The sequence below is a fragment of the Sphingomonas sp. BL-S-25 genome (assembly GCF_055521555.1).
Map to the genome: position 1 here is coordinate 1494132 of NZ_CM145486.1, position 14193 is coordinate 1508324.

Here is a 14193-nt window from a genome sequence, read left to right on the forward strand (position 1 = left end):
CCGGCCCCGCCCGGCCTACGCCGGATGCGCCTGCTCGCCACCTTCATGCTGGTGGCGATGGCGGCGATCTTCATCGCCGCGCGCGCGATCGGACCGGTCCATCCCGCCATCGGCTTTATCCGCGCCTTTGCCGAAGCGGCGATGGTCGGCGGGCTGGCCGACTGGTTCGCGGTGACGGCGCTGTTCCGCCATCCGCTCGGACTGCCGGTCCCGCACACCGCGATCATTCCGCGCAACAAGGACCGGATCGGCGCGACGCTGGCTCAGTTCCTGCGCGACAATTTCCTGACCCCCTCGGTCGTCGCTCGGCGGATGCGACGCGTCGACGTCGCTGGCGCGGCCGGACGCTGGCTGGCGAACCCGCCCCAGGGCGGCCGCGGACGGATCGGATCGGGCGCCTCGCGCCTGGCCGCGGACATCCTCGAATCGCTCGACCAGGAACGGCTGGGCGGCATGGTGAAGGGCGCCGTGGCCGGTCGGCTGCGCGCCACCGAGATTTCGCCGCTGTTCGGCCAGGCGCTGACCGCGGCGATCGCCAGCGACCGCCATGTGCCGCTGCTCGACGGGATGATCCGCTGGGCGGCGCGGACGCTGGACGGCAACGAGCATCTGATCCGCCAGATGGTCCATGCCAAGTCGGGCGGGATCATGCGCTGGACCGGTCTGGACGAGACGCTGGCGAACAAGATCATCGACGGCCTCGAAAAGCTGATCCTCGAAATGGCCGAGGATCCCGATCATCCGATGCGCGCCAAGGCCGAGGAAGGGCTGGCCCGCCTCGCCCACGACCTCCAGTACAAGCCCGAGCTTCGCGAGAAGGTCGAGGCGTTCAAGATGGAGCTGACCGAGAATCCCGCATTGCAGCGGTGGATCGACGGTATCTGGGAACAGGGCCGCAGCGCCCTGCTGCGGCTGGCGCGCGATCCCGAAAAGGCGCTGGCCGGGCGGATGGGCGAGACGCTGCGCCAGTTTGGCGAGACGATCCAGCGCGATCCCGCCCTGGCGCGCACGATCAACCGCTTCGCCCGCCGCGCCGCAGTCGGTGCCGCCGCCGATTATGGCGACGGCATCGTTCGGCTGGTGTCGGACACGATCCAGGGATGGGATGCCCGGACGATCACCGGCCGGCTGGAAAATGCCGTCGGGCAGGACCTGCAATATATCCGGATCAACGGAACGCTGGTCGGCGGCCTGGTGGGGGTCACCATCCACGCCGTCGACCTGCTGCTCCTGTAACGCGGATCAGGCGGTCGCGGCGTCCAGGATGATCTCGCCCTGATCCTCGCCGTCCCAATAATGGGCGCGCATGCCATGAACCTTGATCATCGTCAGGCCCGGCGTATCGACGCCCTGTTCGAACCAGCGATCCAGATCCTTGGTCCAGTGCGCCTCGAACTGCGTCTTGTCCTTGATCAGTTCGGCATGGCCTTCGACATGGACGAACACCGGCTTCATGCCGAGCAGCCCGGCCTTGCCGTGATAGCCCAGCCCGACCTTCGGATCGGCGGCGATGTCGTCGAACAGGCGGGTATCGTCCATCGCGAAGAAATAGCTGTCGCCGTCATAGTCGACCTCGCGATTGTTGCTCATCGGCCGGCCGGCAATGGTGCCGCCATCGCTATGGGTCGACAGCATGGCGAAATCGATGTCCTTCATGATCTCGGCGAGATCCGCGCGCGTCCTGGTCAATGTCTCTCTCCTGGCGGTTGTAGCGAGGAGAACGAAACCTCAGCGCTTTGGCTCCTGCCGCCAGTCGAACACCGTCCAGCCCCGCGCCCGGGCAAGCGCGACCAGCGGCGCGTGCGCGTTGACGGCAAAGGCCTGGTCCGCCCATTCGAGCAGCGGCGCGTCCGACACATGGTCCGAATAGGCGCGAACGATCGCGTCGCGCCGGGCAATCCCTGCACTCTCCAGCCAATGCTCGACCATGCGGAGCTTTTCGGGTCCGTAACAGTTTAACCCATCGATTTCCGAAAGGACCCGCCCCTGCGAATCCCGACGCGCCCTTGTCGCAATGACGTCGTCGAAGCCCAGCCGGGCACCGATGGCGGCTGCGTAATAGCCATGCGACGCAGTGGCGAGGACCAGCCGATAGCCTTCGGCCCGGTCGGCGGCGATCCGGTCGAGCGCAGGCTGGAGGACGTTGGCGTCCATCACGGCGTCGGCATAGGCATCGGCGACGACCCGCATCTCGTCCTCGCCCAGCGTCTTGCCGACCATCATCCGGTGGGTGATCTGTTTCAGACCGGCACGGTCGACCAGCTTCGTCAGATACAGGATGCCGGCCAGCCCCGCGACCGGCAGCAGCGCCAGCCGCCACGGCGCCCGCGCCTTCGCCGCATGAACCAGAAAGGCGGTCCAGGTCGGCGCGCGGGTGATCGTCTTGTCCATGTCGTAAATGGCGAGGCGGTTCATTGCGCCATCTAGAGTCGTCACGCCTTGCCGTTCCAGCACAAATCGCGGAAAGACGGTGGAGATGAGCAGCACCGCCGACTTCACCGAAGCCAATGGGGGCACGCTGGCCTTTAGCGGGGATTTGTCGCTGGCACGGATCGGCGACCTGCCGGACCGGCTTCAGAGCTATGACGGCGAAGTCAGCCGCATCGATCTGAGCCAGGTCGAGCGGATCGATACCGTCGGCGCCTGGGTCATCCACCGTTTTGCCAAGGCGCGCGGCGCCAGCGTCGAGGGCCTGGACCCCGACGCGCAGCATCTGCTCGAGCAGGTCGCCGCCGCCGAGCGTCCCCTCGCCCTGCCCGACAAGCCCCAAGCGCCGTTCAACCGAGTGCTGGGCGAGATCGGCGATGCAGTGGTGACCGCGGGCCGCACCCTGTACGGCCTGCTCGGCTTCATGGGCGCGACCGTGATCGCCTTCTGGAACGTGGTGCGCAGTCCGCACCGGTTCCGCTTCAATGCGACGGTGCAGAGGTTCGAGGTGGTCGGCGTTTCCGCGCTGGGGATCATCGGCCTGATGAGTTTCCTGATCGGCATCGTCATCGCCCAGCAGGGCTCGGTGCAGCTGCGCGAATTCGGCGCGGAAATCTTCACGATCAACCTGGTCGGGCGGATCACCCTGCGCGAACTGGGCGTGCTGATGACCGCGATCATGGTCGCCGGTCGATCGGGCTCGGCCTTCGCCGCGCAGCTCGGCACGATGAAGCTGACCGAGGAAGTCGATGCGATGCGCACGATCGGCGTCTCGCCGATGGAAGCGCTGGTGCTTCCCCGCACGATCGCAGTGGTATGCATGATGCCGCTGCTTGCCTTCTACTCCTCGCTGGTCGGGATCATCGGCGGCGGCCTGCTGTGCTGGGTCGCGCTCGACATTCCTCCTGTCACCTTCATCCAGAAGCTGCGCGAGGTCGTGCCGATGACCGACCTGTGGGTCTGCCTGATCAAGGCGCCGGTGTTCGGCGCGATCATCGCCATCGCCGGCTGCTTCCAGGGGATGCAGGTCGAGGGCGACGCCGAGCAGGTCGGCAGCCGCACCACGACCGCAGTGGTGCAGGCGATCTTCCTCGTGATCGTGATCGACGCCTTCTTCGCGGTGTTCTTCGAACGGATCGGCTGGATATGAACGCGATACGCCAGTCGGCCCAGACGCAGGAGAACCCGATCATCCGGGTTCGCGGGCTCAAGAACTGCTTCGGCGAGCAGGTGATCCATGACGGGCTCGATCTCGACGTGTGTCGCGGCGAGATTCTGGGCGTGGTCGGCGGGTCGGGCACCGGCAAGTCGGTGCTGATGCGCTCGATCATCGGGCTGCAGACGCCCGCCGAGGGCAGCATCGAGGTGTTCGGCGAGAACACGATCGGGCGCGAGGAGACCGAGAGCGCCGAGATCCGCAAGCGCTGGGGCGTGCTGTTCCAGGGCGGCGCCTTGTTCTCGACGCTGACCGTGTCCGAGAATGTCCAGGTTCCGCTGAAGGAATTCTACCCGCGGATCGACCGGGTGCTGCTGCAGGAAATTGCCGCCTACAAGGTGGTGATGACCGGCCTGCCCGCCGAGGCCGCGCCCAAATATCCGGCCGAACTGTCGGGCGGGATGAAGAAGCGCGCCGGGCTTGCCCGCGCGCTGGCGCTCGATCCCGAGCTGCTGTTCCTCGACGAGCCGACCGCCGGGCTGGATCCGATCGGCGCAGCGGCGTTCGACGAACTGACCGCGTCGCTGCAGAAGACTTTGGGGCTGACCGTGTTCCTGATCACCCATGATCTCGACACGCTCTATGCGATCTGCGACCGGGTCGCCGTGCTGGCCGACAAGCGCGTGATCGCGGTGGGGACCATCGACGAGCTGCTCGCGTTGGACCATCCGTGGATTCAGGAATATTTCAACGGGCCGCGCGGACGCGCCGCCGTTGCCGGAACCGGCAAGCGAGGCGAGGCCACCGCCCCGCTCGCCGATCAGAGGACGTGAGGGGCTAATGGAAACGCGTTCTAATCATGTGCTCGTCGGCGCGGTGGTGCTGATCCTGCTGGCGGTGCTGGCGCTGTTCACGGTGTGGCTGGCCCGCCTGGGCACGTCCGAGGACCGCGAGTATGACATCTTCTTCAAACAGTCGGTCGACGGCGTCAGCCCGGGATCGACCGTCACCTTTTCCGGCGTCCCGTCGGGCCAGGTGAAGGAGATCGCCTTCTGGAAGGAAGATCCCCAGTTCGTCCGCGTGCGCATCATCGTGAAGGGCGAGGTACCGGTGCTCGAAGGCACGACCGCGGCGATCCTCGGCAGCTTCACCGGCGGCAGCACCATCCAGCTGGACGGCGCGGTCAAGGGCGCTCCGCCGATCAAATGCCCCGAACAGAATGCGCGTGCCGCCTGCCCGCTGGGCGTGCCGGTCATTCCGGCAAAGGCGGGCGGCCTCGGCGCGCTGCTCAACTCCGCACCGCGCTTGCTCGAGCGGCTGTCGACCCTGACCGAGCGGCTGACCGAACTGCTCGGCGACCGCAACCAGGCATCGATCGCCGGCATTCTCGCCAATACCGATCGCCTGTCGCGTGCGCTGGCCGATCGCGGGCCGGAGATTGCGGCGACGCTCGCCGAGACGCGGATCACCATCCAGAAGGCGGGTGCTGCGGCCGAGCAGATCGGCCAGCTGGCGGGGACGACCAACTCGCTGCTCGCCGAGGATGTCCGCCCGGCAGTGGGCAATCTGAACAAGGCGATCTCGTCGGCGCAGCGCTCGATGGAGACGCTCGACGCGACGATCGGCGATGCCCGTCCGGGGCTGCAGGCCTTCTCGAAGAAGACCGTGCCCGAGGCCGGCCAGCTGATCCAGGACCTGCGCCAGATGGCAGCCGCACTGACCTCGGTCGCCGAAAAGCTCGACCAGGGCGGCGCGACCGGCCTGATCGGTGCGCCCAAGCTGCCCGACTATGAACCGAAGAAGAAATAAGGGACCGGCCATGACCATGTCCGCACGCCAGTTCGCCCTGCCGCTGATGCTCTCACTCGCGCTTCCGCTCGGCGGCTGCATCTCGATCGGTGGCGGCAAGCCGCCGGCCACGCTGATGACGCTGAACGCATCCGAATCGCTGGCGGTCGGACAGGTGCAGGATTCGAGCAAGAGTTCGACCATCACCATCGGCGTACCCTCGGTGCCGCAGGCGCTGGCGACCAACCGCGTGCCGGTGACTTCGGGCGGAACGGCGATCGCCTATGTCAAGGATGCCGCCTGGGTCGAGGGACCGTCGCGGCTGTTCGGCCGGTTGCTGGCCGACACCATTACCGCACGCACCGGCCGCGTGGTGCTGTCCAACCGCCAGTCGCAGGCCGACCCGGGCGCGCAGCTGACCGGGGATCTGCGGCTGTTCGGCATCGACGAGCCGACCGGCGACGCGGTCGTCGTCTATGACGCGGTGCTGTCGCGCCAGGACGGCGGCGTGTTCGAGAAGCAGCGCTTCGAGGCGCGCGTGCCCGTAGGGACGGTCGATGCGACCACTGTCGGGCCGGCGCTCAACAGCGCCGCCAACCAGGTCGCGGCCAAGGTCGCCGATTGGGTCGGCCGCTGACGCGGTCGATCCGGCACGGCTGAGCCGCTTGGTTCAGCCGCCGGCAGGCATCCGGCGAACCGGCGCCTCTGCGTTGCAGATCTCGACCCCGCCCGCGGGCACGGTGAAGAAGTCATTCTGCCGGTTCTCGCGCGCCTTGATCCAGGCGGCGAAGCGCGGATTGTCGGTCGTGCGATATTGGAAGTGCGGCCGTTCGTCCTCGGGCAGTTGGCTGGCAAGGCGCACCGACAGGATCGGCACGCGCTGCGCCGGATCCTCGTACAGACCCAGCCCGCCGCCGGTGCCGCGCGGCAGGCTCGACAGCCAGCCAATCCCCTCGATCACACGACCGGCGACCGCGATATTGCGATCCAGATGGCGCGGCGCATGTCCGATCACGGCATAGAGCTCCGCCCCGCTGCCGGTCGACGGCGCCAGGTCGCGCGCGACACCGACCGCACCATAGCAATGCGGCAGCCAGCTATGCGTGGTGTTCCCCGCCAGCGACCAGCCATCGGCGCTGTGCCCGGTGCGCTCGGCATAGGAATCGGGCCGCGCGAAGCTGGTGACGCCGTCCCACCCGCTCCATTCATATTCGGCCGGCGGATTGGCGATCACCAGCGGCGGCAGCGGCTTCTTCTCGGTCGGGTCGCCCCACTGCGCGACATAATTGTCCTGCACGCGGTAGACGCTGGTCCCGTCCCACCAGCGCGCCTCGGCCAGCTTGCGGATATTGGCGACATGCGCCGGCGCATAGCGCGCGGCCAGGCGGATGAAGACCTGATGCCCGTTCTTCAGCGTGACGACGAGGATTTCATTGTCGGGAATGGTCTTCCAGTCCTCGGGCAACGCCGCCGCCTCGCTGGTCTGCGCCGTCGCCGGAGCGGCGAGGCTGAACGGCGCCGCAAGGGCCAGGGCGAGAAGCGCGAGGGTCGATCTGGACATGCCGCGAACGTGCACGCCACGATCCGTCAGTGCAAGCTTGCCTCGCCCGCACGCATGGCTTAGGTGACGCGCCTTCCAGTGCATGCGGAGCGGTGGCCGAGTGGTCGAAGGCGCTCGCCTGGAAAGTGAGTATACGGCAAAACCGTATCGAGGGTTCGAATCCCTCCCGCTCCGCCAGCAGCGCCCCTCCGCACAGGGTCGCCACCGCTCAGATACCGTGAATCGAGCAGCCCGCAGTGCCTCGTTCACCGAGAAGGGTCATGCCGAAGACCGCTCGGGCGGGACATCGTTCAACCCCGCGGCGCCGCTCCGAACAGCTCGTCGGCGAACAGATCGATGTCTTTCTGCGAAATGCCGGTGTTGTTGAGTAGCACGATGCTTTCCCGCGTGTCGTAGCGATGCGCGAGCAGCGAGCGATAGCCTGCGGCTCGCCCCGTTTCCCATGCCGCCTGAACCGGCTTGCCCGCGATGGTCATCGTCCGCACCCGGCCGCCAAGCGAATAGTCCTCCTCTCGTACGCGCACCGTGCGCAGCATCTCGAGCGATGTCGGCGACACGAAGCCCCGGTCGAACACTGCATGCGCCAGGCGCAGCAGGTCGGCTGCGTTGCTGTAATAGCCGCCCGAGGCAGCCATTGCCGGCGTGCGCATATTGGGCCACTCGACTGCCGGCGCGACCGTGCGATAGGAACGAGCCGATCCCGCCGCATTCTCGATGCCGATTGCGGCGGTCGTGTGGGCAAGGCCGAGCGGATCGAGCGTGATTGCGCGCATCGCTTGCTGGAACGGCTTGCCGGTCACAGCTTCGATGATCGCAACGACGAGGATCCAGTTGGTCAAGGCATAGTCGAATCTGGTGCCCGGCTCGAAGGTCAGATCGCCCGAAGCGAACCGGCGAACCGATTCTGTAGTGCCCATGTCGCGCGTGACGAGATCGGGCTCAGCCTTTGCCGCGGCCGTGAAGCCGTTGGGGATGCCGCTGGTGTTCGACAGCAGATGGACAAGCGTGACCTTCGCCCCCGTATCGGCCCGATAGCCCGGCAAGAGCGTGGCGATCGGTGCGTCGAGCGCGAGCTTGCCGGCTGCGACCAGCTTGAGCACCGTCACCGTAGTCAGGAACTTGGAGATCGAAGCGATCCCGTAGACCGTGTCGGTGGTTATCGGGATGTTCGCCGCGATGTCGGCCAGCCCGAAATTGCGGGCGTAGACCAGTCTCCCGTCCCGGGCACGCACGATCGTGCCGGCGAAGCCATGAGCCTTTACAAACGCATCGATCTTCGCATCGTCCTGGCGGTCCGCAGCCCATAGCGGCATAGGCACCAGGGCCGTCATCCCCGTGGCCAAGCCGCCCTGAAGCAGCGTCCGCCGATCTACCGTCATTCGACTATCCTCCCCCATATCGGTGTTCGCTCCGTCCAACCGCCAAGTCGATAAGAGCATCTCCGGTCAGTGCGAAGCTCTAAAAATAGCCTGAGCGCGCGGACGGTCGACCACTACATGGCCGCACATCTGCCCCCGGGACGCGCCGCGCCCCCGGGGGAGGGATGCTCAATATTTGATCCGCAGCTTGGCGTAGTAGAAGCCGCCATTCACGCCGAACGGGCCGCCGCTGCGCGGAGAGACCTGTCCATCGACGGCGCCGTTCGTGAGCGGATAGATGAATAGGGTCGAGGTCTGCTTCAGCCGGTCGGGCTTCTCGTCGGTGAAGTTCTGCGCGCCGATCGACAGCGTATAGTGATCGGCGAAGCTGTAGCTCAGCTCCAGGTCGGTGACGAACTTGTCGCCAAACACCTGATTGGCGACGCCGTTGGTCTGGCCATAATGCTGCGCGCTCGTCCATTCGCCATAATAGCTTTCGCGCACGTTCAAGCTCAGCCCGTCCAGGCTCCAGTTGACGCTGAACACCGCGCGGTGATTCGGCGCAAGATGCTCCGCGTCGATGATCTGGGCGGCGCTGATGACCTGCGGGTCGAACCCCCCGCACACTGGTCTTGTTGTAATTACAGGCGAGCGAGAAGCTGAGCTCGGCCTCGCTCAGCGTCGTGCGCCAGGTGCCGACCACGTCGATGCCGCGGGTGCGGGTGTCGAAGCGGTTGTTGAAACATTGGACCTGCCCGCAACCCCGGAAACCGCCGCCCGGATCAGGCACATCATGGGCGCTTCGATCCCGGCGTGAGCCCGCGCGGCACCTTCGAGATACCATCGAACGCCACTGGAATTTGGCGGCAATGAACGCCATCTTCCACTCATGAGACACGATGCCGGTCCGGGAGAACCAGCGATCCACCGCGCGCGCAGCCTCGCCGCGGGCTTTGCCGATGTCGGCCTGACGCATGCCGAGGAACTGCTGCGCCGCCTGTCGCCCGAAGGGCGCGAGCAGGCGCGACGCGAGCGCGAGGCACGCGCCCGGCGCCGCAACCGGATGATGGGTCGGCTGCTGATGGCGGCGATCGCCTCGCTGCTCACCTTCGCGCTGGTCGCCGCGGTTATCAGCCCCAGCGTGGCCTTTGCCGCCGCAGCCGCGGTGATGCTGTTGCTGATCATCCTGATCGCCAATCGCGCCGAGCCCAGGGTCCCCGGACGCCAGGCGCTGAACGACGCGCCGCTCCCCGCCCTGGCCGAGGAAGCGATCGTCTGGCTGGATGCGCAGCAACGCGGATTGCCCGCCCCGGCGTTTCGCCTGACCCAGTCGATCACGGCAACGCTCGACGCGGCTGCACCCCAACTCGCGCGCGTCGACCCGCGCAGCCCGTTCGCGGCGGACGTCCGAAAGCTGATCGCCGAGGAACTGCCGGGCTTGATCGAGGGGTGGCGGGCCGTCCCCGTTTCGGCGCGGCGCACGCCCCGGACCGACGGCCGCGCGCCCGACGACCATCTGTGCAACGGCCTGCAGCTGATCGATGCCGAACTGGCGCGCGCGACCGAGCAGCTCGGCCGCGGCCACTTCGACGAGATCGAGGTGATGGGGCGATATCTGGAACTCAAATACGACAGGGACGGCGGTCTGGCCTGATACGGCGCTGGCCAGGGTCGCCGTCCGGTGGCGCTCGGCCCCTATTTCGGACGCGTCATCAGAGAGAGGATCTGGGAAAGCCGGGGCGTCAGCTTCGCACTGAGCATCATGTCGCCGCCCTTGCTGGCAGCACGGGTCCGAAATCGCGCAGCAGGTGGCTGCTCACCACCTCTGGCAGCACCGAATCGTCGTCGAGAAATTCCGGCCGTTCCATCAATCGGGTGACATGTGCATCGTTGGCGGCGACATCGCCGGACAGGTCGCCGATCCGCTCGAAGATGATCGAATAGGCGGTGGGAATGCGCAGCGAATTTCTCGCCGCGATCACAGGAAGGACGGGACATGCCGCACGCTGTCGCTGGCGATGGCGAACAACTGGCTCGACAGGGTCGGGCTGCTCGATCCCGCCGGCGACCGGGCGATCTCCGCCCCGAACTGGCTCGCAAAATCGGAACCGAATCCTGCGCAGACCCCGAATTAGCAGGAAAATGCTGCCCTCATCCCTTCACGATTGCGTCGATTGCCATAAGTCGACGCCATAGGGTCTCGAATTGGTCGAGAGGCAGTGCGTTTGGCCCGTCCGAAAGCGCCTTATCGGGGTCAGGATGGGTCTCCATGAATATGCCTGAGACGCCCGCGGCCACCGCGGCGCGCGCCAGCAGCGGAACATATTCGCGCTGCCCGCCCGACCTTTCGCCAAGGCCGCCGGGTTGCTGCACCGAGTGGGTTGCGTCAAATACCACCGGGCATCCGGTTTCGGCCATGATCGACAGTCCGCGCATGTCGGACACCAGCGTGTTGTAGCCAAAGGAGGTCCCTCGCTCGCACAACAGGAAGGCGTCGGGGTCATGTCCGGCAAGCTTGGCTGCGTTACGGGCCTTTGCAACCACCTGACTCATGTCAGCAGGCGCCATGAACTGCGCTTTCTTGATATTGACCGGCTTGCCGGATGAAGCGACCGCGCCAATGAAATCGGTCTGCCGCGCAAGGAACGCCGGTGTCTGGAGAATATCGACGACTTCAGCCACCGCGGTGACCTGTGAGGGCTCGTGCACGTCGGTAATGACCGGGAGGCCAGTTTCGGCGCGGACCTTTTCGAGGATGCGCAGCCCCTCCTCCATGCCCAGGCCACGAAAGGACTTGTCCGAGGTGCGGTTCGCCTTGTCGAACGAGCTCTTGAATACGAGGAAGAGGCCGAGCCGGCGAGCGACGTCCGCAAGCGCTTCGGCTATGGAAAGCGTCATCTCCTCGCTTTCGATTACGCAGGGGCCGGCAATCGCGAATATGGGTGTGTCTAGGGCAACGGTGCGTCCGCAGAGAATCATCAAGCAGGCCTTGTCATCGTAGAGAGGCAGAGTCGGGCAATTACATAGCGGATCGGAGGATCCTCAGACATGCCAAGGCCGTAAAATCACGCCTCCCCGCTGGGGTTGGTGCGCCATTCCATCCTGGCAGAACCTCTATCTGGCCCGGAATGAATCTGCTGGCAATCCTAGCCATCTTACAATATCCGTCCGAAAATCGTCTCTGCGCAAATATTTATCTTGTTAAGATCAGAAGAAATTCATGAAAAATGCATTTGTTCAGACCCGCCATTCGGTGTCAGCTCTGAAGACTTTGGATATCGAGCTCCAAGCGATTGAGATGCTGAAAGGGGCGCTCGAAGCTCCCGAACTCAGCCGTTCGGTCGATCGAGCGATCGAGGCGCTGGCAGCAACGCGCGGTCGGGTCATCGTTACCGGCATGGGCAAGAGCGGTCACATCGCTCGCAAGATCGCCGCGACCATGCGGTCCACCGGAACGTCGGCCCTTTACCTGCATCCCGGTGAGGCAAGTCATGGCGACCTTGGTGTCATCACCACGCAAGACGTCGTGCTGGCGATCACCTGGTCGGGCGAAACGGCCGAGCTGGGTGACATCCTTCACTATTGCAATCATTACGGCGTGACCCTGATCGTCGCCACGTCGCATGCGGACAGCACCGCGGCACGCGCCGCCGACATCTGTCTCGTCATGCCTCCCGTTCGCGAAGCCTGCCCTAACGAGTTGGCCCCAACTTCTTCGACGACGATCCAACTCGTGCTGGGCGATGCGCTTGCGGTGGCGTTGATCGAGGCTCGCGGCTTCACATCCTCCGATTTCCACATGTTTCATCCTGGCGGTAAGCTTGGCATGCAGCTATCCACGGTCGGTGAAATCATGGGCACCGGCGATGCGATCCCACGTGTTGGCGGAGATGCCTCCCTCACCAGCGCGACGATCGAGATGAGCCGCAAGCGTTATGGCTGCACTGCGGTCGTGGACGGTGAGGATAGGCTCATTGGCGCCTTTACCGACGGCGACCTGCGCCGATGCATCGCGGTTCATGATCTCAACGACAATATTGGCCTGCACATGTCGGTTAATCCGCTAACGGTTACGGCCGGCACCCTGGCTTCTGAGGCGCTACGCCTGCTGAACGAAAATGCAATCTCAGTATTGTTCGTGGTCGAGGACACGAAGTTGATTGGCATCGTGCACATACACGATATCGTTCGCACCGGCGTGGCCTGAAGCGCCGCGACACCCGTTCGGGGGATCCTGCTTTAGCGGAAGATCGTTGCCTGGCGCGAGAGGGCTGATATGGCGCCACGGATGAAACTCGAGCAGGCCCTGATCGTCGTTCCTGCGCGCTATGGATCGACGCGACTTCCAGGAAAGCCTCTGCTCCCTATTGCTGGCCGCACCCTGCTGGAGCGCGTGACCGGCATCGCCCGCGTTGCGGCGAACCTCGCAGGCAGATGTGAGGTGGTGGTTGCTACCGACGACGCGCGTATCGCGGACCATGCTCGTCAGATTGGAGCTGAGGTTGTCATGACCGCGGCCGAGTTGAACTCCGGTTCGTCGCGCGCCTGTTCTGCCGCGCGCTCGCGGGCGCACGCTCCCGAGATCGTGATCAATCTGCAGGGGGATGCGCCGTTCGTGCCACCTGTGGTGGTGGCCGGACTGATCGCGACGCTAAGAGATGGCGGTGAAGACGTCGCGACGCCTGTATATCCACTCGATTGGGATCAACTCGACCGGCTGCGCGCGCATAAGCGGACAGCCCCGTTTAGCGGTACCACCTGCATTCGCGGTCCGGACCAGCGAGCATTGTGGTTTTCCAAGATGATTGTCCCCGCCCTGCGGGATGAAGTGAAGCTCCGCGCTGCGGGGCCGCGGTCCCCGATATGGCAACATATGGGCGTTTATGGATATCGTATGGCCGCACTGGAGTGGTTCGACGCGGCACCACAGAGTGCTCATGAATTGCTGGAGGGGCTGGAGCAGCTGCGCTTCCTCGAAAACGGTCGCTCCATCGCCACGCTGGAAGTCGATCCGCCGATCCATGCAATGTCGGGGATCGATACGCCAGCGGACCTGGCGCTGGCAGAGGATGCCATCGCTCGGCTAGGCGATCCCTTTCCATCCTGATACCGGACGTTGATGTTCTTCATCGTCAGGCACGGCAATACTTTTGAGGCAGGGGAGCCGCCGCGTCGAATCGGTGTTCGAACCGACCTACCACTGACCGCCACCGGCGTCGCGCAAGCCGACGCTATCGGAAACCATTTCGCTGCAATGAAGGCTGGTTTCAGTCGCGTTCTGACCTCCCCGCTCACTCGAACCCGACAAACGGCAAGCGCGATCCTCGCGCACCTGCCGCAAGCGCCGCTACCTGAGATGGCAGACTGGCTGGCCGAGATCGACCATGGACCTGACGAAAACCGAACGGAGCTCGAAGTCCTAGCCCGGGTCGGTGCCGATGTGCTGGCAAGATGGGATGAATGCGGGCTGCCCCCGCCGGGGTGGACCGTCGATGCCCAGTCGCGGATCGCGGCATGGCGGGCCCTTTTTAGTAGCGACAGCGGGCCAATCCTGTTGGTCACCAGCAACGGAGCGGCACGTTTCGCGCTTATCGCGGCAGGCATCGAGGTGCCGGGTGGGATGAAGCTGCCGACAGGATCCTACGGCATTATTCGGCGAAATGACGAGCAAGTGCTTACCGTCGCCGAATGGGGCAGAAAACCATGAGTGTTCTACCGATCCTTCGCGCCCCGCCATTTCCTGGCGGCACGGCCGAGGTTTCTCTACCTGCCCAAAAACGGGAGGCGCCGGCTGAATACGCCACGCTGTTCGGCCTGGTTCGCAGCGCTCGAGTGGGGGGCAAGTTCTGGGCGACACCAGCAACAGCCGAGCAGAGGGTTGCTATCGTTCGCAGGACACGGAG

Annotated in this window: 16 protein-coding genes and 1 tRNA gene; 10 read left to right on the forward strand and 7 right to left on the reverse strand. The window is 65.2% G+C overall.

The genetic code is table 11. The annotated features are described in order from the left end of the window. The first annotated feature begins 24 nt into the window (after positions 1-24). Positions 25-1236: a DUF445 domain-containing protein gene (locus ACZ1H8_RS07300; protein ID WP_465181359.1), complete on the forward strand. Its 1212-nt coding sequence runs from the start codon at positions 25-27 to the stop codon at positions 1234-1236. 6 nt (positions 1237-1242) lie between these two features. On the opposite strand, the gene ACZ1H8_RS07305 is transcribed toward ACZ1H8_RS07300, so the two are convergent. Continuing rightward, positions 1243-1689, reverse strand: a complete 447-nt coding sequence (locus ACZ1H8_RS07305) for a pyridoxamine 5'-phosphate oxidase family protein (protein WP_465180674.1) — start codon at positions 1687-1689, stop codon at positions 1243-1245. A 39-nt stretch (positions 1690-1728) separates the two neighbouring features. Then, entirely contained in the window at positions 1729-2415 is a 687-nt protein-coding gene (locus ACZ1H8_RS07310) for an HAD family hydrolase (protein WP_465180675.1), read from the reverse strand. Between the two features lie 61 nt (positions 2416-2476). Here ACZ1H8_RS07310 and ACZ1H8_RS07315 point away from each other — a divergent pair, with 61 nt between their 5' ends. The 4 genes from ACZ1H8_RS07315 to ACZ1H8_RS07330 are packed head-to-tail and all read left to right on the forward strand — an operon-like array spanning position 2477 to position 6008. Continuing rightward, positions 2477-3577, forward strand: coding sequence for an MlaE family lipid ABC transporter permease subunit (locus tag ACZ1H8_RS07315; protein ID WP_465180676.1), 1101 nt, complete (start codon positions 2477-2479; stop codon positions 3575-3577). After that, a complete protein-coding gene (locus tag ACZ1H8_RS07320) occupies positions 3574-4416 on the forward strand; it encodes an ABC transporter ATP-binding protein (RefSeq protein WP_465180677.1) in 843 nt (280 codons plus the stop codon). Before ACZ1H8_RS07315 ends, ACZ1H8_RS07320 begins: the two co-directional genes overlap by 4 nt. 7 nt (positions 4417-4423) lie before the next feature. Next, on the forward strand, positions 4424-5392 hold the full coding sequence (locus ACZ1H8_RS07325) for an MlaD family protein (protein WP_465180678.1): 969 nt from the start codon (positions 4424-4426) through the stop codon (positions 5390-5392). A gap of 10 nt (positions 5393-5402) precedes the next feature. Beyond that, on the forward strand, positions 5403-6008 hold the full coding sequence (locus ACZ1H8_RS07330; RefSeq protein WP_465180679.1) for an ABC-type transport auxiliary lipoprotein family protein: 606 nt from the start codon (positions 5403-5405) through the stop codon (positions 6006-6008). A 33-nt stretch (positions 6009-6041) separates the two neighbouring features. On the opposite strand, the gene ACZ1H8_RS07335 is transcribed toward ACZ1H8_RS07330, so the two are convergent. Then, positions 6042-6932 carry a peptidylprolyl isomerase gene (locus tag ACZ1H8_RS07335; RefSeq protein WP_465180680.1) on the reverse strand — a complete coding sequence of 297 codons (891 nt, stop codon included), beginning with the start codon at positions 6930-6932 and terminating at the stop codon, positions 6042-6044. Between the two features lie 86 nt (positions 6933-7018). On the opposite strand from ACZ1H8_RS07335, the gene ACZ1H8_RS07340 reads away from it, so the two are divergent. Next, positions 7019-7109 (forward strand) — tRNA-Ser (locus ACZ1H8_RS07340). Between the two features lie 113 nt (positions 7110-7222). Here ACZ1H8_RS07340 and ACZ1H8_RS07345 read toward each other — a convergent pair. Together ACZ1H8_RS07345 and ACZ1H8_RS07350 are read right to left on the reverse strand one after the other, a co-directional pair. Then, on the reverse strand, positions 7223-8311 hold the full coding sequence (locus tag ACZ1H8_RS07345) for a serine hydrolase domain-containing protein (protein WP_465180681.1): 1089 nt from the start codon (positions 8309-8311) through the stop codon (positions 7223-7225). Between the two features lie 168 nt (positions 8312-8479). Continuing rightward, positions 8480-8917 carry a hypothetical protein gene (locus ACZ1H8_RS07350; RefSeq protein WP_465180682.1) on the reverse strand — a complete coding sequence of 146 codons (438 nt, stop codon included), beginning with the start codon at positions 8915-8917 and terminating at the stop codon, positions 8480-8482. A gap of 262 nt (positions 8918-9179) precedes the next feature. Here ACZ1H8_RS07350 and ACZ1H8_RS07355 point away from each other — a divergent pair, with 262 nt between their 5' ends. After that, entirely contained in the window at positions 9180-9944 is a 765-nt protein-coding gene (locus ACZ1H8_RS07355) for a hypothetical protein (protein WP_465180683.1), read from the forward strand. A 106-nt stretch (positions 9945-10050) separates the two neighbouring features. Here the strand turns inward: ACZ1H8_RS07355 and ACZ1H8_RS07360 are convergent, their stop codons facing one another. Together ACZ1H8_RS07360 and kdsA are read right to left on the reverse strand one after the other, a co-directional pair. Beyond that, a complete protein-coding gene (locus tag ACZ1H8_RS07360; RefSeq protein WP_465180684.1) occupies positions 10051-10272 on the reverse strand; it encodes a hypothetical protein in 222 nt (73 codons plus the stop codon). A gap of 169 nt (positions 10273-10441) precedes the next feature. Further along, positions 10442-11269 carry a 3-deoxy-8-phosphooctulonate synthase gene (kdsA, locus tag ACZ1H8_RS07365; protein WP_465181360.1) on the reverse strand — a complete coding sequence of 276 codons (828 nt, stop codon included), beginning with the start codon at positions 11267-11269 and terminating at the stop codon, positions 10442-10444. A 241-nt stretch (positions 11270-11510) separates the two neighbouring features. Between kdsA and ACZ1H8_RS07370 the strand changes: the two genes are divergently transcribed. The 3 genes from ACZ1H8_RS07370 to ACZ1H8_RS07380 all read left to right on the forward strand — a co-directional run bounded on the left by ACZ1H8_RS07370 (position 11511) and on the right by ACZ1H8_RS07380 (position 13997). Next, complete coding sequence (locus ACZ1H8_RS07370) at positions 11511-12497, forward strand: KpsF/GutQ family sugar-phosphate isomerase (RefSeq protein WP_465180685.1); 987 nt, start codon at positions 11511-11513, stop codon at positions 12495-12497. Between the two features lie 81 nt (positions 12498-12578). After that, complete coding sequence (locus tag ACZ1H8_RS07375) at positions 12579-13397, forward strand: 3-deoxy-manno-octulosonate cytidylyltransferase (RefSeq protein WP_465180686.1); 819 nt, start codon at positions 12579-12581, stop codon at positions 13395-13397. Between the two features lie 12 nt (positions 13398-13409). After that, a complete protein-coding gene (locus ACZ1H8_RS07380; protein WP_465180687.1) occupies positions 13410-13997 on the forward strand; it encodes a histidine phosphatase family protein in 588 nt (195 codons plus the stop codon). Positions 13998-14193: the final 196 nt, after the last annotated feature.